The sequence below is a fragment of the Nocardiopsis sp. MG754419 genome (genome assembly GCF_018207095.1).
Taxonomy (GTDB): domain Bacteria; phylum Actinomycetota; class Actinomycetes; order Streptosporangiales; family Streptosporangiaceae; genus Nocardiopsis.
The window spans coordinates 1-18,075 of the sequence record NZ_QOCZ01000054.1; the positions used below are offsets into that span (position 1 = coordinate 1).

17 protein-coding genes are annotated in these 18,075 nt (G+C 71.1%); 6 read left to right on the forward strand and 11 right to left on the reverse strand.

Going from position 1 to position 18,075, the window contains the following annotated elements; translation table 11 throughout:
* Window positions 1-221 precede the first annotated feature (221 nt).
* Window positions 222-1,493, forward strand: a complete 1,272-nt coding sequence (locus DSY14_RS12855; RefSeq protein WP_211716760.1) for a heparan-alpha-glucosaminide N-acetyltransferase domain-containing protein — start codon at window positions 222-224, stop codon at window positions 1,491-1,493.
* Here DSY14_RS12855 and DSY14_RS12860 read toward each other — a convergent pair.
* The 3 genes from DSY14_RS12860 to DSY14_RS12870 all read right to left on the reverse strand — a co-directional run bounded on the left by DSY14_RS12860 (window position 1,416) and on the right by DSY14_RS12870 (window position 4,367).
* Complete coding sequence (locus DSY14_RS12860; protein WP_211716761.1) at window positions 1,416-1,976, reverse strand: DinB family protein; 561 nt, start codon at window positions 1,974-1,976, stop codon at window positions 1,416-1,418. The genes DSY14_RS12855 and DSY14_RS12860 overlap by 78 nt on opposite strands.
* A 182-nt stretch (window positions 1,977-2,158) precedes the next feature.
* Window positions 2,159-3,529, reverse strand: coding sequence for an amidohydrolase family protein (locus DSY14_RS12865; RefSeq protein WP_211716762.1), 1,371 nt, complete (start codon window positions 3,527-3,529; stop codon window positions 2,159-2,161).
* 259 nt (window positions 3,530-3,788) lie between these two features.
* Window positions 3,789-4,367, reverse strand: coding sequence for a GNAT family N-acetyltransferase (locus tag DSY14_RS12870; RefSeq protein ID WP_211716763.1), 579 nt, complete (start codon window positions 4,365-4,367; stop codon window positions 3,789-3,791).
* A 70-nt stretch (window positions 4,368-4,437) separates the two neighbouring features.
* Here DSY14_RS12870 and DSY14_RS12875 point away from each other — a divergent pair, with 70 nt between their 5' ends.
* Complete coding sequence (locus tag DSY14_RS12875) at window positions 4,438-5,001, forward strand: TetR/AcrR family transcriptional regulator (RefSeq protein ID WP_211716764.1); 564 nt, start codon at window positions 4,438-4,440, stop codon at window positions 4,999-5,001.
* Between the two features lie 343 nt (window positions 5,002-5,344).
* Window positions 5,345-5,872, forward strand: a complete 528-nt coding sequence (locus tag DSY14_RS12880; protein ID WP_211716765.1) for a GNAT family N-acetyltransferase — start codon at window positions 5,345-5,347, stop codon at window positions 5,870-5,872.
* Window positions 5,873-6,043: 171 nt separating this feature from the next.
* Here DSY14_RS12880 and DSY14_RS12885 read toward each other — a convergent pair whose 3' ends face one another.
* Window positions 6,044-6,673 (reverse strand): TetR/AcrR family transcriptional regulator, encoded by a 630-nt coding sequence (locus DSY14_RS12885; protein ID WP_307851207.1) that lies wholly within the window; start codon window positions 6,671-6,673, stop codon window positions 6,044-6,046.
* A gap of 196 nt (window positions 6,674-6,869) precedes the next feature.
* Complete coding sequence (locus DSY14_RS12890) at window positions 6,870-8,096, reverse strand: DUF418 domain-containing protein (protein WP_211716767.1); 1,227 nt, start codon at window positions 8,094-8,096, stop codon at window positions 6,870-6,872.
* Between the two features lie 474 nt (window positions 8,097-8,570).
* Between DSY14_RS12890 and DSY14_RS12895 the strand changes: the two genes are divergently transcribed.
* Together DSY14_RS12895 and DSY14_RS12900 are read left to right on the forward strand one after the other, a co-directional pair.
* On the forward strand, window positions 8,571-9,758 hold the full coding sequence (locus tag DSY14_RS12895; protein WP_211716768.1) for a sensor histidine kinase: 1,188 nt from the start codon (window positions 8,571-8,573) through the stop codon (window positions 9,756-9,758).
* A gap of 16 nt (window positions 9,759-9,774) precedes the next feature.
* A complete protein-coding gene (locus tag DSY14_RS12900) occupies window positions 9,775-10,494 on the forward strand; it encodes a response regulator transcription factor (RefSeq protein WP_211716769.1) in 720 nt (239 codons plus the stop codon).
* Window positions 10,495-10,551: 57 nt separating this feature from the next.
* On the opposite strand, the gene DSY14_RS12905 is transcribed toward DSY14_RS12900, so the two are convergent.
* The 6 genes from DSY14_RS12905 to DSY14_RS12930 form a co-directional block, all read right to left on the reverse strand.
* On the reverse strand, window positions 10,552-11,301 hold the full coding sequence (locus tag DSY14_RS12905) for an ABC transporter permease (RefSeq protein ID WP_211716770.1): 750 nt from the start codon (window positions 11,299-11,301) through the stop codon (window positions 10,552-10,554).
* A 2-nt stretch (window positions 11,302-11,303) separates the two neighbouring features.
* Complete coding sequence (locus DSY14_RS12910; protein WP_307851208.1) at window positions 11,304-12,047, reverse strand: ABC transporter permease; 744 nt, start codon at window positions 12,045-12,047, stop codon at window positions 11,304-11,306.
* A gap of 11 nt (window positions 12,048-12,058) precedes the next feature.
* Window positions 12,059-12,961: an ATP-binding cassette domain-containing protein gene (locus tag DSY14_RS12915; RefSeq protein ID WP_211716772.1), complete on the reverse strand. Its 903-nt coding sequence runs from the start codon at window positions 12,959-12,961 to the stop codon at window positions 12,059-12,061.
* 226 nt (window positions 12,962-13,187) lie between these two features.
* Window positions 13,188-14,549 carry a GntP family permease gene (locus tag DSY14_RS12920; protein ID WP_211716773.1) on the reverse strand — a complete coding sequence of 454 codons (1,362 nt, stop codon included), beginning with the start codon at window positions 14,547-14,549 and terminating at the stop codon, window positions 13,188-13,190.
* A complete protein-coding gene (locus DSY14_RS12925) occupies window positions 14,546-15,790 on the reverse strand; it encodes a glycerate kinase (RefSeq protein ID WP_211716774.1) in 1,245 nt (414 codons plus the stop codon). Before DSY14_RS12925 ends, DSY14_RS12920 begins: the two co-directional genes overlap by 4 nt.
* A 52-nt stretch (window positions 15,791-15,842) precedes the next feature.
* Window positions 15,843-16,952, reverse strand: coding sequence for a sugar diacid recognition domain-containing protein (locus DSY14_RS12930; RefSeq protein ID WP_211716775.1), 1,110 nt, complete (start codon window positions 16,950-16,952; stop codon window positions 15,843-15,845).
* Window positions 16,953-17,593: 641 nt separating this feature from the next.
* Here DSY14_RS12930 and DSY14_RS12935 point away from each other — a divergent pair.
* Complete coding sequence (locus DSY14_RS12935) at window positions 17,594-17,737, forward strand: hypothetical protein (protein ID WP_211716776.1); 144 nt, start codon at window positions 17,594-17,596, stop codon at window positions 17,735-17,737.
* Window positions 17,738-18,075: the final 338 nt, after the last annotated feature.

Here is an 18,075-nt window from a genome sequence, read left to right on the forward strand (position 1 = left end):
GGACGAGTGCGGGTGTGAGGGCGGGTGCCGGGACGACTGCGGGCGTGAAGAGGAGTGCGAGTGTGGCGGGGGCCACATTCTCATCGTGTTCGGCCCACGGAACGTTTGTCAATATCTCGGATTCGGGGCCGGGGGCATCGGCCCAGGGTGCGGGACCGAGGGCGGTTCGGGTGGTGTGTTACGGTTCGACCACTTTGCGCAACAACCGACCCGAGAGGCCCATGACCCACCCCCGCCAGGACCCCGGACATCCGGAGCCCGTCGAACAGCACACCCCCGCTCCGAACGTCCCGCCGCGCGGCGGTGGCCGACTGGACGGTGTGGACCTGGCCCGGTGGATCGCCATCGCGGGGATGCTGGTCGTCCACTTCCGGGTGCCCTTCATGGACCCCGAACACCCCGTGGCCCGGCTCATCGAGCAGTACGCGTGGGGGCGCTCCACCCTGGTGTTCGCGTTCATCGCGGGGGTCTCGCTCGCCCTGCTGTCCGGCGGGAGGGAACCGCGCACCGGGGTCGCGGGCCGGACCCTCGCCGGACGGGTCGCGGTGCGTGGGGCGGCGCTCATGCTCATCGGGTGGTCGCTCAACGCGGTCATCGTCTCCGTCGAGGCGCCCCTGACGGTGATCATCACCTACTACGGGCTGTACTTCCTGCTGGCGCTGCCGTTCCTGCGCATGGTGGCCCAGTGGACCGCCGTCGCCGCGGTGGCCGCCGTGGTCATCGGCCCCCAGCTGCTGTTCGTCCTGCGCCGCTCCCACGACGAGGGCGGGTGGATGGCCGACCTCACCCTCGCCCTCAACGACGTCGATCCCGCCCAGCTCCTCGTGCACCAGGGGTTCCTGGAGCTGCTGGTGTACGGGTTCTACCCGGCGCTCGCCTACCTCGCGGCGGTCCTGGCCGGGATCGCGGTGGGCCGGCTCGACCTGCGCTCCCGGATCGTGCGCCTGCGCCTGGCCTGCGGTGGGATGCTCCTGGCGTTCGTCGCCTACCGGGGGTCCTGGCACGCCTGGGACACCTGGGGAATCGTCTGGGACCTGGGGCCGCGCGAGGAGATCTCCGGGCCGATCCCGACCGACGACGCCCGGTGGCTGCTCAGCAGCATGTCGCACACCTCGACCACCCCCGAGATCCTCGGAGGGATCGGGGTGTCCATGGTGCTGTTGGTCGGCTGCCTGTACGTCGCCGAACGGTTGCCCCGGGCGGTGGCCCCCTTCACCGCCGCCGGAGCCCTGGCGCTCACCATCTACGTCCTGCACGCCCTGCTCATGGCCTGGCAGCAGACGGTCGACCTCGAATCGGGGCGCATGGCGCTGTGGGTCTCCGAGTACGCCTCGGAACTCTTCTTCGTGTTCGCCGTGGTGGCCGCCTTCCTCTGGCGGAGGACCCTGGGCCGAGGGCCGTTGGAGGCCGGGGTGTCACGCGTCGCCGGACTCGTGGTGCCCGGCGGCCGTGGCCCGCGACCCCGGTCGGTCCCGCACGACGGCGCGCAGTAGGCGGAGCTGACCGATCTCGGCGGCGTTCTTCATGAGTTCGGCGTTGACCCACGCCGCGGTGTCCGCGTGGGTCCGCCCCTCCGGCCAGGGGAAGGTCGCCGGTGCGTCGAGGTCGATCCCGTCGAGGGTCGCGCTCCACTCCGCGCCCAGTGCGCGCATCCAGGGCACCGCGTTCTCCGGGCCGGGCCAGACCACCGTGGTGCGTTCCCGGACCGGGCGGTCGTGGACGTGATCGAGCGTCACCGACCACCACCAGCCGATGTGCCAGGTGAACCAGGCGATGGTGGGCACCGGTATCGGGTCGGGTTCGGTCTCGGCCCAGTCCGGGAGCCACCTCCCGTCCGCCTCCCGGTGCACGGTCCAGCAGAGCGGCGCGGGTTCCCAGAGGTGGTCCTCGGGTTCCAACAGATCCAGGTGGTACTCGAACAGGGCCCAGGTCAGGTCGTACTGACCGCGCAGCAGGTCACGGCGGGGATCGGACATGCGCCCAACCTCCCACACGGGCGCGGGGCGGCCAAGTCCTTTTCGTGGGGAGCGCGGCCCGCGGTGAGCCGGGCCCGCCGTGGGCCGGGCCGTCTTCCGGCGTCCGCACGTGGTGCCGCGCCCCGTGCCCGTGATGCCCCGCGCCCGACCGTGCCCGGCCGCACCCCGGGGCGGCGACGCCGTCAGAGCGCGGCGCGACGCTCGATCTGCGCGGACAACCCGGCGCGCTCCTCCGGGCCGATGTGTCGACCACGGGTGACCACCGCGTGGATCCGGGTGGTGTTGCGGATGTCGGCCAACGGGTCGGCGTCCACGATGAGCAGGTCGGCGACCTTGCCCTGTTCCACCGAACCCGACCAGGACTCCCGGCCGAGGAAACGCGCGGGCTCGATGGTGGCGGTGCGCAGGGCCTGGAGCGGCGAGAGCCCGGAACCCACGTACAGTTCCAACTCCTCGTGCAGCGAGTACCCCGGCACCACGCCCACGGCGTGCACGTCGGTCCCGGCGATCAACCGCACCCCGGCGTCGGCCATCGCACCGACCACCGCCCGACGCAGGTCGAACAGCACCCGACGCTTGGCCGCCTCGTCGGAGGTGCGGCCCTTGAGGTACAGGTGGTCCAGCACGTACTCCCACATCTCCGCCATCCCGGGCGAGGTGTGGCACAGGCGGGGGTCGTTCGGGCGGAACCGCTCGGGCAGGTCCAGCTGACGGTGCATCACCAGGGTCGGGCAGTAGGCGACGTCGTTGGCCACGAGCCGTGCGAACACCGCACTGGCACGGGAGGGGCGGTAGGTGTTGGCCGCCTCCCACTCCACCTCGTTGACCTGCCGGAACCAACTCGCGTAGTGGGTGTCCGGTGCGAGCTCGATCCGGGCCATCGCCGACTCCAGGGCCTCGGGGTCGCCGCAGAGGGCGGGCCACAGGCCGTGGACGTGCTCGAAGGAGCGTTGTCCGCCCTCGATCTGTTCGACGAACGGCACGTGGTCGGAACGGTGCCCGGCCACGGGGAGACCGCGCCGGCGGGCCTCGTCGAGGATCGCGTGGTAGCTCTCCGGATTCAGTCGCGAGTAGATCTTGACGAAGTCCGCGCCCGCCTCCTGCGTCTCGGCGACCGCCCTGCGGGCCTGGGCGGCGTCGGCGACGATGGTGGGCGCCTGGGCCCCGGGGACGTCGGACCAGAGCGAGGGGTGTCCGTCGACGAGGTTCCCGGCGATGACCGACCGGGGGCCCAGCCGGTCCCCGGCCTCCACGCCTTCACGGACGTGGAACAGGTCGTCGGAGCCCCACATCTCCCGCACGGAGGTGACGCCGTTGAGGATGTAGGAGCCCTGGACGACGTCCGCGTCGCCGTCGCTGTGGGTGTGGGCGTCGGTGAGCCCGGGGAGGACGAAGCGGCCGGTGAGGTCGACGACCTCGGCCCCCTCGGGTACGGGCACCTCTCCAGCGGGTCCGACCGCGATGATCCGGTCTCCGTCGACCAGCACCGTGTGGTCGCGCAGTGGTGCGGTGCCGACGACGTCGATGACGGTGGCGTGGACGTAGGCCCTCATGATGACTCCCTGATGGTGGCTGGCTGTGGCCCTCGGGGCGGGGAGGGTGTGCAAGAGGACGAGGCGACCGGCGGCCGTGCGCGGTCGGGCGGCGCCTCGGGGCGGCCGATGGGTCGCATCGGCCGGTGTCGCGGAACGGTCGGTGCGCGGGGTCGACCGATGGCTCGGCGCGGAAGGTGTCGCGGGTCCGCCGCGCGTGGTGACCGGGTGCGGGCGGCCGGCGGTGCGATGCGGCCGGCGACCCGGCGCGAACGGTGTCTCAGAGCGGACGGAGCATCGGGTACAGGGTCGGCCCGTCGGGCAGCGTGACGGGGTCGCCGGTGTCCTCGAAGCCGTGACGCAGGTACAGGGCGCGTCCGCGTTCGGTGGTCGCCTCCAGGTACACGGGCAGGTCGGCGTCGGCCAGCCGGTGGGCGAGCATGGCGCCGCCCACACCGCGTCCGCGCGCCCCAGGCAGGGTGGCGATGACCGACAGGTACAGGTGCGGTCGGGCGGGGGTGTGCCGGCCGACCTCCCGCCGGAACACGGTGAGCCGTTCGACGTAGGGCGCGAAGAGGTCCCGGTCCTCGTCGGTGGGCTCCTCGTCGGACTCCTCGGCGTGCGCGGTCGCCGGTCCCCGCCGGATCCACAGTGAGGCGGTGCGCCCGGAGTCGTCGACGAGCACGCGGTCGGTGTCCAGGCTCTGGCGCACCAGGTCTCCCAGGATGAGGGGGAGCAGGTCGGCCCGGCCCGGTTCGTCGGGGAACAGCCAGGTGAACAGCGGGTCGTGGTGCATGGCGTACGCGAGTGCGTCCGTGACGTCGACGGCCCTGGAGCGGGTGAGTCTCTGGATCTCCATGCCGCTAATCATACGTATGTATAGAACGATTGTTCAATACGTTTGTATAGATCGGAGTTAGGATCGACCCATGGGACACAAGGAGCAGTTGTTGGCGGGCGCCAAGCAGTGCCTCTACGCCAAGGGTTACGCCAAGACCACCGCCCGCGACATCGTGACCGCGTCGGGAACCAACCTGGCCTCCATCGGCTATCACTACGGCTCCAAGGAGGAACTGCTCACCGAGGCCTTGGTCGAGGCCGTGTCCGAGTGGTCCGCGCACGCGTTGGGGTCGGTCGACACCGATCGCACCGACCCGCTGGGGCGGTTCGAGGAGGCGATGAACCACCTCGTCCGCTCCTACCCCGAGTCCCCCACGATGCTGCGGGTCAACTTCGAGGCGCTCACCCACCTGGAACGGCCCGAACTCCGCGAACGGCTCGCCGCCGCGCACGCCGTGGCCCGCCGTGAACTGGCGGCACTGGTGCTCGACGTGCCCTCGGAGGCGGTCACCGAGGAGCAGAGGTCCGGGCTGGGCGGGCTGCTGCTGGCCCTGCTCCCCGGCACGATGGCGGTGCACCTGGTCGACCCGGGGGTCGCCCCTGACGGCACCGACCTGGTCGCCGGCCTGCGTGCCCTGCTTCCGGACGGATGACGGGGTCCCGGTGAGGGCACCCGCGCCTCGCACGTCCCGCACCCGGCCGTTGCTCGTGCCGCCCGGCGTCGGCCTCACCCTCGGCGGGCGGTCCGGAGGTCCGGCGGTCCGGGGTCCGGGTCCGGCGAACCGGAACACGGTCGTCCCGTGGTCCGGTGCTCCGGTGGTTCAGGGCCCCCGCCCGGGGGCTCGCACCGGTGTCCCACGGAGGGGCGGACGACGGCACCCGTCGGCGCCGCGGCGCGGCACACACCCCACGGCCGCCCGGGTGGCGCCACGCTCGGGCGTCCGTGACGCCCGTAGGGTGGGCCTTTCCGGCGGTACGCGAGCCCAGGAGACGACCATGGACACGATCCGGCCGGTGACGACGGACGACGTCGAGGAACTGACCGCGCTGCTGGTCCGCAACCGGGACTTCCTCGCCCCCTGGGAGCCGCTGCGCGACGACGACTACTTCACCGTTCCCACACAGCGCGCCCTCCTGGAGAACGTGCTCGACGAACAGGAGGCCGGGAGACGACTGTCGCTCGCGATCGTCGACGACACCCGGATCGTCGGGCGGATCGACCTCAGCGGGATCACCCGGGGCGCACTCCAGTCCGCCTCCATCGGCTACTGGGTGGCGGCCGACCGCAACGGGCGGGGGTTCGCCGGCCGGGCGGTGGCCGAGGTGGCCGCGCTGGCCTTCGGGATGTTGAACCTGCACCGTCTCCAGGCCGAGACGCTCCCGGAGAACGCCGCCTCCCAGAGGGTGCTCGAACGCAACGGCTTCACCCGGTTCGGCACCGCGCCGGAGTACCTGTGGATCGCCGGCCGGTGGCGCGACCACCACCTGTACCACCGCCTCAACCCGGAGTGGCGGCCGGTCTGAGTCCCGTGCCCGACCGGCTTCGGTGCGCTCGCCTCCGGGGTGATCGGGTTCCGTGAGGATCGGCCTCCGGTCCGGCCGCCCCGGCCCGGAGGATCCGCGCACCTGCCGGTGCTCGGGCCCCGACCGACGTCGGGTGGGGAGCCCTCCGCGCGGGCGCCCCTCTCGTGGGGATCAGCCGTCGGTGCGGCCGTTCAGCTCCTCGTCGGCGATGGTGCGGAAGCCGGCGAGCAGGGACCGCAGCCCGAACTCGAAGCCCTCGCCGCTGAACGCGACCGCCCCCTCGGTGAGGGTCCACTGGATGTGCTCGGCCTGGAGGTAGGCCGCCTCGATCTCCTCGCCCCGGTCGCTCATCGGGTCGCCCGCACCCCCGCCGGCGGTGGACTGCACGGCGACCGTGGCCGCGCCGCGCACGTAGGCGTCCAGGGCCTCGATCATGTCGAGCCGGGTCTGCGCCGACAGACCGGTCCCGTCGAAGACACGGATCGCCGAGTCCAACCAGGTGAGCATGGCCGGGCCGAAGTCGCTCACGGACAGGCGGAGCTCCAGCACCCACGGCTTCTCACGGAACTCCACCCAGTCCCGCCGGGCCCACGCCTCCAGCTTCTCCGACCAGTCGCCGGGGTGTTCGTGGGGGAGACCGTCCCTGGCCACCACGGCGTCCAGCAGCAGACCCATCAGAGCGGCGCGCCCCTTGACGTAGGTGTACAGCGTCCCGGGCGCCACCCCCAGCCGCTCACCGAGAGCGCGCATCGTCAGCGCGCTCAACCCCTCGGCCTCCACCAACGCGATGGCGGTGTCCACGATGAGGTCCCGGGACAGACGTCGTCGGGGCCCCGGAGGGCGCCGTCCCCCTCCTGCCGGACCCGGTTCCGGCGCGGATCTGCGTGTCGTGGCCATCGGTCCAATCTAGTGGGGCTGCGGAAGGGGAGTGGGCCGCCCTTCCCGGAACTCTCGGCCATGCCGTCCGAGCCGATCGCCGGGAAGGGCGGGGTCTCGATCACGCCGCGGCGTCGACGCTCCGGCGTTCTCCGCGCGAGCCGACGTGGCGCAACAGCCGTTCGAAGGGTCCCTGCACGCCACGGCGTTCCATCCCGGTGGCGACCACGACGGTGCCCAGCCACAGCGCGATGGCGAACAGAGCCATGCCGGCGCTGGACAACACGCCGCCCAGGCCCAGGCCCCAGGCGGACAGCACCGGCGCCATGACGATCGAGTGGGAGAGGTAGCCGCTGAGCGAGCGCTTGCCGAGGGCCGCCACGGAGGTGACGACCAGGGGAGGCCGTTCGCGGCGCTCCAGGTGGGTGGCGATCAGGACGAACAGTGCGGCGTACCCCAGGCCGCCGGCCAGCCCGCTGGTCCAGGCCATCATGCCCAGGGCGCTGTCGGCCAGCCCGTGGAAGGGGACCGTCTCGAACACGCCGATCTGCTTGAACGCGCCCGGCAACGATCCGGCCAGACCGAGGGCGACACCGCCCACGGCGACGGCGCGCAGCAGGCGTCCGTGCCGTTCGGGCTCCTCGATGACCCGGTTCCGGGCCGCCCAGACGCCGATGAGGATCGCGGTGGGCATCACGACGCCGAAGGAGTTCATGAACAGGAGCACGCCCCAGGTGCCCAGCCGGACCAGGATCGAGATCAGGTAGTCGTCCTGGTTGGCGCCGTTGAGGTTGTCGTACTCGCTCTCGAAGGTCGGTGCGGGCGGCCCGGCCGGTTGCGCCACCTGGAGCGTCACCAGGGTCACGACCGCCAGGACGAACACCAGTGCCAGCAGGCTCGTCCCGACGATGATCGCGATCCGCAGGCGCCGTTCGCCGCCGCGCAGGAACAGCGTGCACAGGATCAGGCCGACGATGCCGTAGGCGGCCAGGACCTCGGTCCCCAGGAGCAGGGCGGCGTGCACGAACCCGAAGGCGATCAGCCACCGGTTGCGCCGCTGGACGGTGGCGTAGGCCTCCGAACGCGAGGCCCCGCGGCCCATCCGGCCGTTGAAGGCCTGCACGATCCCGTAGCCGACGAGGAAGGCGAAGAGCGGATAGGAGCGCACGTCCAGCAGCGCGATCATCAGGAACTGGGTGAGCCCGTCGGCGGCCGAGTCCGGCGCGGGGTGGCCGCCCATGCCGCCCCGGTCGGCCCCGTACATGAAGATCGCGCTGTTGGACAGCACGATCATCAGCAGCATCGACCCCCGGGCGAAGTCCGGTGCCAGTAGTCGTCTCTTCGCCATCCCCGGACCCCCGTCGCGCCCCGCGCCTATCTTTGAACAGTGTTCAGAATTGTAGATGGGAGAGTGCCGGCCGGCAAGGCGGCCCCGCGCTCGTGCCCGCCACCCGCCGACCGCCCCGGGTCTCCTGAGGTGACGGTGGCCGGGTCGCGTCGGGCGTCGCCTTCGCGCTCCGTCGTGGTCGCCGGGCTCCGCTTCGATGATCCGCGGTCCCGGACCGGTCGCATCGGGGCCGACCCGGACCGGTGTCCTGGCAGCGGGGACGTGCGTCGCGCCGTGGCGGAAGGCGGTGGTTCCGGGGCGGAGCCCGTCGAGGCGCGGCGCACGGCCGGAACGGCGTCGTGACGGCGCGGGGGATCGCGCGGCGGGACGCGCACCCGCACAGCGGATCGGTCATCGTCCTGCGAAGCCCTGCACGCCGGGATCCCTCGTGCTTTTCCACGATCCCCGCGGGAGCCGGGATCCTATACTGAATGGATGTTCGGCAGAGTGCGACGTTGGTTCCGACAGCACACACTGCTCGTCGACACGATCAGCGTCGCCCCCTTCCTGCTGCTGACCCTCGGTACGCTCCTCGGCCGCATCGAGGACGGACAGAGCGGCCCCTCGTTCCTCGCACTGGTCATCACGTGCGCACTCTTGCTTCCGATGACCCTGCGGAGGACCTTCCCGATGGCGGCGTTCGTGGCCGTCGCCGCCGTGGGCGCGGTCCAACTCGGACTGGACGTGGGGCTGATCGCCGCCGACTTCGCCCTGGTCGTCGCCTTGTACACCGTCGCCTCGCTCTGCCGTCCGACCCGGGCGATCGTCGCCCTGGTGGTCGTCGAGGCCGGCCTGGTCCTGGCCATCGTGCAGGATCCCTACTCCGGCTGGGACGACTGGGACGCCTTCGCCGCCTACACCTTCTTCATCCTGCTGTGCTGGGTCACCGGGCTCTACGTCAAGGTGCGCCGACGCTACTTCGTCGGTCTGGAGGAGCGCGCTCAGTGGCTGGAGTGGGAACGTGACGCCCGAGCGCAGGCCGCGGCAGCCGAGGAACGCGAGCGCATCGCCCGGGAGATGCACGACGTCGTGGCCCACAACCTGAGCGTGATGGTGGTCCAGGCGGAGGGCGCCACCTACGCGCTCGACCATGACCCGCCCCGGGCGAAAGAGGCGCTGAGGACCGTGTCGGCGACGGGCAGGGCCGCGTTGGCCGAGGTCCGCGGGATTCTCGGTGTGCTTCGGGAGGGCGGCGACGAGGAGGAGTACGAGCCCAGGCCCGGCATCGAACAGCTCGACCGGGTGGCCGATCGGGTGCGCGGGGCCGGCCTGCCGGTGGACCTCGTCATCGAGGGGGACCGACGTCGTCTCGCGACCGGTGTCGAACTCGCCGCCCACCGCGTGGTCCAGGAGGCGTTGACGAACACGCTCAAGCACGCGGGACCGGGTGTGAGCCGGGTCCGGGTCCGGGTCCGCTACGGCGAGGACAGCCTGGAACTGCGGATCCTGGATGACGGGTGGGGTGCGCCGGCCCCGGGCGAGGGCGCGCAGGGCCGGGGACACGGGCTGATCGGCATGCGCGAGCGGGTTTCGGTGTACGGGGGGTCGGTCCACGCGGGATCCCGCGTGGGCGGGGGCTACGAGGTCGTGGCGTCGCTGCCGCTGCGGCCGGTCGACGGATGAGAAGAGAAGGAGCAGGGTGCATTCACCGGACGAGCAGACGGAACAGCGGATTCGGGTCGTCCTCGTCGACGATCAGGACCTGGTGCGGACCGGTTTCCACATGGTCCTGGATTCCCAACCCGACATGACGGTCGTCGGTGAGGCGGCCAACGGCGTCGAGGCGCTGGAACTGCTGGAGACGGTGGAGGCCGACATCGTCGTTCTCGACGTGCGCATGCCGCGCATGAACGGGGTGGAGGCCGCGCGTCGCATCTGCTCCGCGGGCGCGACCCCCCGCGTGCTGATCCTGACCACCTTCGACCTCGACGAGTACGTCTACGCGGCGCTCAGGGCCGGGGCCGGTGGCTTTCTCCTCAAGGACGCGCCTGCGGCCGACCTGCTGTCGGCGATCCGAGCCGTCCACTCCGGAGACGCCGTGGTCGCGCCCAGTGCCACGCGCAGGCTCCTGGACCGCTTCTCCGACCGCCTGCCCGCGGCGGACGGAAGCCCGGTCCACCACACCGCCCTGGACGCGCTGACCCGGCGCGAACGCGAGGTGCTGACGCTGATCGCGAGCGGCAGGTCCAACACCGAGATCGCCGACCGACTGTACGTGTCGGAGACGACGGTCAAGACGCACGTGCGGCGGATCCTGGCCAAGCTCGATCTGCGCGACCGGGTGCAGGCGGTGATCCTCGCCTACGAGACCGGGCTGGTCGACGCCCGGGACGGCGGGCGGAACACCTCCCCCGGGTAGCGCCTCGCGCGAGCACGGGGGCCCACCGGGCGTCACTCCGCCCCGGGAGTCACCGCCTCAACGGACGTCGACGCGCTCCAGGACGGCCGTGGCTCCCGCGACCACGACAGCGGTCAGGCCGAGGGCCGCGGTGATCAGGAGGATCACCGAGGCGGCACCCACGCCCCCACCGTCCGCGAACGCTCCCGTGCCCAACTGCGTCGCCCGGCCGACCAGCCCGTAGGGCAGCGCCATCGAAAGAGCGGAGGGGCCCGCCATCAGGAGGAACACCCCGGCGACCGCGCCCGGCAGAGCCACGGCCACGGGGGCCGCGAACGAGCGCATCACCATCGAGAGAGCGGACTGCAGGGCCACCACCGGCACACAGGCGACGACGATGACGAGACTGACCAGGAGGTACCGGGGTGGGAGGAAGCCGGGAAGGTCGAACGCCACCTTCCCGGCCACGGTCACTCCGCCCACCAGCACCACCTGCAGAGCCAGGGCCAGCGCGGTCAGCACGACGGTCTTGGCGAGCACCACCCGGAGGCTGGACACCTGGCGGCCCATCAACGCGTTCCAGTTGCCGCCCTGGTGTTCGACCCTCCACACCAGGGACGCCAACACGGCCAGACCCACGGTCAGGGGGAACAGGCCGTAGAAGACCACGACGCGCAGCCACAGGGTGTGCCAACCATCGGCGGGCTGCTGCCCGGAGAAGAGTGTGTTGGCCACCCCGGTGACGACGGCCATGACCGGGAGCGCGATCACCACGACCAGGCTCAGTGAGCGCTTCAGCTTCAGGAATTCGGCTCGGACCGCTCCCATGATCAGGTCTCCTGACGGTCGAACATGCGGGTGACACCGAGGAACACGAGCGCGCCCACGATCCCGAGCGACAGGACGCTCAGGTAGGGCGGATCGAGCGCGACCACACCACCGGCGTCGGTGTCGACCGGGGTGGCGACCGCGTAGTAGCCCCACGGAGGTAGGAGGTGTGCCGACCACAGGGGCATACCGGTGCCGGCGAGCGTCACGAACACTCCCAGCACTCCGAGGCCGAGGCCGACCAACTGATTCGGGACGCGCGCCGCGACGAGGAGGTGCAACGCGAAGAGCACCAGGTTCACGACGATGATCGCGGTCGTGTACCCCAGCCATGGCCCGAGAGGGAGGTCGACGCTGATGCCCACCGCTCGGCCCAGGGCCACCACCAGCGCGCTCTGGGCGAGAGTGGCCCCGGCCACGAGCGCACCCATCGAGAGGAACTTGACGCGGCACAGGTGACCGGGGGTCACCCCGGAGACCTGGTTGAGGAGCCATCCGTGGCCCTGGTGTTCCATGTCGACCTGGCGACTCGCCAGCACCGCCAACAGGATGGGCGAGACCAGCGGTACCGCCAGGGCCAGCCCCGCGAGCAGCCAGTGCCAGGGCCGTGCGTCGGGATCATCGACCGAGTCCAGGAAACCGGGTGCGGTGAACGTGACGCAGGTGAGCGCGACGACGCCGACGACCATGATGAGCACGAGGGGCGCCACACGGAGGCGGCGCATCTTGGTGAACTCGTTCGCCACGGCGCGACCGTTCACAGGCCCCGCCCCCCGGTGAGGTCCATGAACACGTCTTCGAGCGACTGCTCCTGTCGGCGCACACCGTGCACGGGGACGCCTCCCTGGACCAGGTGGGACACCAGACGCGCGGTGGCGGCCTGGTCGACCCCCGGAACCCGGACACTGTGCCCTTCGCGGACCGCGCTCCATCGGGCGGCCAGGGTGGTCGCGCGTTCCGGTTCCGCGGTGTCGATGAGGACGTCGGGGGTCGACCGCGAGAACAACTGTTCCCGGGAGCCCTGGAACAGCAAACGACCGTTGCCGAGAATCCCGAGGACCTGGGCCGTCCGGTCGATCTCGCCCAGGAGATGGCTCGACACCATCACGGTGATGCCCTGTTCGGCCAAGTACCGGAGCAGTCGCCGCATCTCCTCGATGCCGGCGGGATCCAGGCCGTTGGTCGGCTCGTCCAGGATCAGGATCCGCGGCTCGCGGGCCAGTGCCAGGGCGATTCCCAGACGCTGCTTCATGCCCAGGGAATAGTCGCGCACGCGCTTGTCGAGATGTTCCTGGAGGCGTACCGTCCGCACGGCCCGTTGGACCTGGCCTTGATCCAGGCCCAGGAGGCGTTGGACGAGGCGCATGTTCTCGTGGCCGGTGAGGTGACCGTAGGCCGGCGGCGCCTCGATGAGCGAACCGATCCCACCCAGAATGGAGCGGCGGGTCGACCGCTGCATACGACGGCCCATGATGTGGACTTCACCGCTGGTCGGACGCACCAAGGACAACAGCATTTTCATGGTGGTCGATTTACCGGAACCATTGGGGCCCAGAAATCCATAGACGCATCCCTCCGGAACGCGCAGATCCAGATTCCGGACGATCGGTCGGTCACCGTAGGTTTTTCCCAGGTCGTGGGTGATGATCGCGTTGGACACGGATTCATTATGTTGCGCGCGTCCGAAGGAATTCATCGATCGGTGGGAGGAATCATCGGTCGTCCCCGAGGAGTACGCGCACCTCCTTTCCGTCATCATCGGGGAGGACCCCGCGGCGCCGCCCGGCCGATCAGGGGTCGCACACGCGAAGGGGCCCGGGTGGATCACCACCCGGGCCCCGCTACGTCCGCCCTCACCGGACGAGCCGCTCACACGGTCGTGCGTTCTACAGCAGCAGCACGCTCGCGACCATGATCGCGCCGAAGGCCGCCAGACCCTCGATGGCGGTCGCCACCGTGAGCGTCCGGTAGGCGGTCGCCACCGGGATGCGGCCGAGCTGGGAGACGACCCAGAAGTAGGAGTCGTTGGCGTGCGAGACCACCATGGCGCCCGCGCCCACCGCGAGCACGGACAGCACCATGCCCACCGAGGAGTCCAGACCCAGCGACGCGAGCATCGGGGCGACCAGCGCCGAGGTGCTCACCATCGCCACGGTGGACGAACCCTGCGCCGTCTTGAGCGCCGCGGCGATGAGGAACGGCACGGCCAGGCCCAGGCCCAGACCGCTGAGGTTGTCCGCCAGGAACCCGGTCAGCGGGGAGGCGGCCAGCACCGCGCCGAAGGCGGCGCCCGCACCCGTGATCAGCAGGATCGGGGCGGCGATGTGCACCGAGTCGGTGATCTGCTGGTTGAAGCGGGTCAGCTTGCCGTGACCGCGCAGCAGGAACGCGGCGGCCACCAGGCCCAGGATCAGGGCGATCACCGGCGTGCCCAGGAAGGACACGATGTCGAACGCCCGGCCCTCGCCGATCGGCTGGGACGGCAGCTTGACGACGGAACCCACGCAGATGAGGACCAGCGGCAGCAGGATCGGGAAGAACGCGAGGAACGCGTTGGGCAGCTTGCCGTAGCTCTCGCGCAGCTCGTCGTAGGAGCGGGTGTCGATCTCCTCCTCGCTCGTGGCGGGGATCGGGGTGAACTCCTTGCGGGCGAAGGTGCTCGCGTAGATCAGACCGGCGATCGCGGCCACGGCGGCGACCGGCAGACCGATCGCGATGATGAGCCCGAGGTTGTCGGTGATGCCGATGTTCTCGGCGGCGGCCAGCGGACCCGGGGTCGGCGGCACCAGCGTGTGCGTGGCGTACAGACCGGTCATGAGCGCGATCGAGGTGGCCAGCGCCGACACCCCGGTGCGCACGGTGATGGCCTTACGCAGCGAGTTGAGGATGACGTACCCGGAGTCGCAGAACACCGGGATGGAGACGATGTAACCGATGAGGGACATCGTCAGGTTCGGGAAGCGGGTGCCGATCACCTTGATCAGCGCCTCGGCCATCGCGATCGCGGCGCCGGAGCGCTCCAGGATCACACCGATCATCGTGCCGAACAGGATGACGAGGCCGATGTTGCCGAGCGTGTTGCCGAACGCCGTCGTCACCGTCGTGACGATCTCCGACAGGGGCAGGCGGAAGGCGAAGGCGCCGAGGATGGCGGCGCCCATCAGTGCGAGGAAGGGGCTGACCTTCCACCGCGCGGTGACGAGCACGATGCCCGCCACGAGCAGAACGAGGATGACGAGTTCGGTCACGGTCGTGATTCCTTAGTGAGGCCCGGCACGGGTTTCACGGTGCCCGGGAGTCCTGGGTGAGTGAGGAGCCGACAGCACTGGTAGGCCGTCGAGGTGATCTCCGGAAGGGCCTCGTCCCGCATCTCCGCCAACGACCGGGGACCCCGGGCGATGGAGAGGGCCGCGGTGACCCCCGAGCGGTGGAGCTCGTCCGCCGTCACCGACACGCTGCCCGCGATCACCACGACGGGTACGTGGGCGGGGGTGAGCCGGCGCACCGCGTCGACCACCTTCCCGCCGAGTGACTGACTGTCGAACCGGCCCTCGCCGGTCAGGACCAGATCGGCCCCGCCCAGCAGTCGTTCGGCGTCGAGGACCTCGGCGACCATGCGCGAACCCGGAACGAGTTCCGCGCCGAGGATCGACGCCAGGGTCGCCGGCATGCCGCCGGCGGCGCCCATGCCTTCGACGTCCCGCAGTTCCGCGCCGGTGGCCTGGGCCAGCACGTCGGCCAGCCGCGCCAATCCGGCGTCGAGCACCCGGACGTCCTCCGGGGTGGCGCCCTTCTGCGGGCCGAAGACCGCCGCGGCGCCCCGTTCCCCGACGAGCGGGTTGGTGACGTCGCAGGCGATCCGCCAACGGACGGCGCGGGCGCGCGGATCGAGCCCCGTCAGGTCCACGTCGGCCAGGTCCGTGAGACTCCCGCCCCCGTCAGGGAGCTCGGAGCCCTCGGTGTCCAGGAAGCGCACCCCGAGCGCGCTCAGCATGCCGGTGCCGCCGTCCGTGGACGCCGAACCGCCGATGCACAGGAGGATCTCCTCGACCCCCCGGTCCAACAGCTCCGTGACCAGAGGGCCCACGCCCCGGCTGCTCGCGTCGCGTGGTCGGAGCGGGACGTCGGAGACGCCCGGCAGGCCGTTGGCCTCCGCCGCCTCGATCACCCCCGTGCGACCGTCGTCGGACACACCGAAACGGGCGCGGGCGGGACGACCGAGGGCGTCGGTGGTCTTCACCGTGAGGGCCTCGGTGCCCCAGGCGCCGAGCAGGGCGTCGAGGGTGCCCTCGCCGCCGTCGGCGAAGGGCAGGGTGTGGACCGTGACGGGCAGGCCCCGTTCGGCGAACGCCTCACGGGCTCCCCGCGCCATGGCCTCGGCCACCTCGACGGCGGACGCACTGCCCTTGAACGAGTCGGGGATCACTGCGACGTGCGCGGTGATGTTCTCGTCATGTTCGTGCAACTCCTTGGACATGACGCAGATCATAGAATTGGGTTCGGTGCATTTCGACGGCGTTGCGCCCAGTCTTCCTGCGGCTTTATCCGGGCGGTATGTGCGAAATGCCCAGTGCTGCCTCGGCGTACAGACACATGTGCAGTGTGGTCAGGTGATCCGGGCGACGGATGTCCAGACCCGTCGTGGCCCGGATCCGCTCCACCCGCTGCAACAGGGTGTTGCGGTGGACGAACATCGCGTCGGCGGCCTCGCGCATCGAACCGGCCGTCGCCATCGCCGACACCGTGCGGCGCTGACCCTGGGTGAGCGAGGCGACCCGCACGGCCATCCGCGCCAGGGAACGCCGCGGCAGGTGCGCCACCGCCACGGCGATCTCCCGCGACCAGCGCACGCCGTCCTCCAGGAGGGGGAGCAGCCCGGCGTAACGGCACAGCGCTCGTAGCTCCTCGGCGTGGGACAGGAGGGTCTCCACGTCGTTGGTGAGCGGGGTCTGCGCGTGCCGACTCTCCACGGGCGGCCACGACCCATCGGGGGACGGCGCCGGCGTGCGGCCCGCGCCGATCACCCACAGGGCTCCGTGCAGCACGGCGGCCCGACGGGCGCCGTTGCCGTTCACCCGGGCGACCGTCGTCTCCGCCGAGGGCGGCGGGGAGGCGCCGCCGTCCGGCCGCGGTGACCCCGCGGTCCACAGGGCCAATGACCACGGCGGCTTCAACCCGGCCACCGCGAGCCGGGCGCGGGCGTCGTCCGCCCGGGTGGTGCCCGAACTCAACGCCGCGATCAGGTCCCGCGCCTCGGTGTGCCGGCGGCTCACCGCGTCCTGCTCGTTCTCCTGGGCGATGAGCAACTGGACGGTCAGGGCGACCACCCGGGCCAGCGGCTCCACCTCGTGCGGGCTGCCGGTCACCCCCACGACCCCGTGCAGTTCCCCGTCGATGAACAGGGGCTCGTTGGCGCCGGGGCGGTCCGACGTGCCGGACTCGGGCGTGGTGACCAGGACACTGCGCCGCTCGGCGATGACCCGCTGGGCTCCGCGGTGCAGAGTGCCCACGCGGGAGGGGTCGAGACAGGCGATGATGGTCCCGTGCTCGTCCATGACGTTGATGTTGTGGCTGATCGTCGGTGCGATGAGGTCGACCACCCGCTGGGCGAGCTCGCTGCTCAGGGGTGCCCGGCGACGGTCTTCGGGCATACCCCCAGGGTATTCGTGCGCGGCGTTCGCGCCGGTCACCGGTGGTGGGGGAGAGGCGCTCAGGGTCCGGAACGACCGATGGTGGGGGCGGCAGTCGCGACGCCGACGTCTCTTCGGTGCGGATACCCCGGTTTCCGTCGTGACGTACCCATGACCAGGTCAAACGTGTCCGTAGTCGGCGTGTCCGGCTGGATTCGACGTGATCGACTTCTCACTCTGTGTACATGATCGTTCGTCCTTCGCAGTCATGCTCCCGACCTTCCCTTGGCCTGTGGAGAGCCGGGCTCGCCCTGGCCTCGGTCACGGTTCTCGTCTTCGGTGCCGCGACACCGGCGCACGCCGCCGATCCTCGATCCGTTGTCCACATGCATCCCTTCGACCAGCCGGAGGGCTACGACGGGTACGGCCCCGAGCCCTCGGAGGAACCGAGCGAGGAGCCTCCGACGGAGCCCCCGAGTCAGCCGAGTGAAGAGCCGTCCGAGGAGCCTCCGACGCAGCCCCCGGGGGAGCCCTCCGAGCCTCCGACGGAGGAACCCCCGGGAACGCCTTCGGAAGAGCCGAGTGAGGAGCCCTCGAAGGACCCGGAGGGTCCGTCCGAGCACCCGTCCGGTGATTCCTCGGACCGGCCCTCGGAGCACCCTATGGGCGAGCAGACCGAGGAACTCGCGGCGACCGACTGGTCCCCACAGGTGGTGTGGCTCGCGTTGGCCGGAGCCGTCGTCGCCGCGCTCGGTGCGGCCGTGATCGCGTTCGCCGGTCGCAGGACGGCTACGGGCTCGCACTAGCTCCGCACGCGTTCGGGAGGGGCACCGCCGCGCATGGTCACCACGGCGCGGCGGTGCCCCCGTTCGCGGGCCGCGACAGGGGGACGCCCATGCCGCCCCTGTACGCCGGTGGACGCGGCCGGACCCGGTCGGGCGGCGAGATCGGCCGCTCGGGACTCTTCCACATGCCTGGGCCGACAGTGCGTGGTCACCCGCGCACTCACCCGGCCTGGGGACTCGGTCTGGATGCGCCCATCGTTCGCGGACGGCCCGGCTCACCGGTTGATCAACGGCCCGCCCGGCCATCGACGCGGCCACGGTCAGTATCCACGTCCCGCAGATTCAGGACGAGCCCGGCG

What these genes read in the sequence shown, in the direction of transcription:
- DSY14_RS12855 (WP_211716760.1), top strand. Translation starts at nt 222, where the DNA reads ATGACCCACCCCCGCCAGGACCCCGGACATCCGGAGCCCGTCGAACAG.
- DSY14_RS12860 (WP_211716761.1), bottom strand. Translation starts at nt 1,976, where the DNA reads ATGTCCGATCCCCGCCGTGACCTGCTGCGCGGTCAGTACGACCTGACC.
- DSY14_RS12865 (WP_211716762.1), bottom strand. Translation starts at nt 3,529, where the DNA reads ATGAGGGCCTACGTCCACGCCACCGTCATCGACGTCGTCGGCACCGCA.
- DSY14_RS12870 (WP_211716763.1), bottom strand. Translation starts at nt 4,367, where the DNA reads ATGGAGATCCAGAGACTCACCCGCTCCAGGGCCGTCGACGTCACGGAC.
- DSY14_RS12875 (WP_211716764.1), top strand. Translation starts at nt 4,438, where the DNA reads ATGGGACACAAGGAGCAGTTGTTGGCGGGCGCCAAGCAGTGCCTCTAC.
- DSY14_RS12880 (WP_211716765.1), top strand. Translation starts at nt 5,345, where the DNA reads ATGGACACGATCCGGCCGGTGACGACGGACGACGTCGAGGAACTGACC.
- DSY14_RS12890 (WP_211716767.1), bottom strand. Translation starts at nt 8,096, where the DNA reads ATGGCGAAGAGACGACTACTGGCACCGGACTTCGCCCGGGGGTCGATG.
- DSY14_RS12895 (WP_211716768.1), top strand. Translation starts at nt 8,571, where the DNA reads ATGTTCGGCAGAGTGCGACGTTGGTTCCGACAGCACACACTGCTCGTC.
- DSY14_RS12905 (WP_211716770.1), bottom strand. Translation starts at nt 11,301, where the DNA reads ATGGGAGCGGTCCGAGCCGAATTCCTGAAGCTGAAGCGCTCACTGAGC.
- DSY14_RS12925 (WP_211716774.1), bottom strand. Translation starts at nt 15,790, where the DNA reads ATGATCTGCGTCATGTCCAAGGAGTTGCACGAACATGACGAGAACATC.
- DSY14_RS12930 (WP_211716775.1), bottom strand. Translation starts at nt 16,952, where the DNA reads ATGCCCGAAGACCGTCGCCGGGCACCCCTGAGCAGCGAGCTCGCCCAG.
- DSY14_RS12935 (WP_211716776.1), top strand. Translation starts at nt 17,594, where the DNA reads ATGGGCGAGCAGACCGAGGAACTCGCGGCGACCGACTGGTCCCCACAG.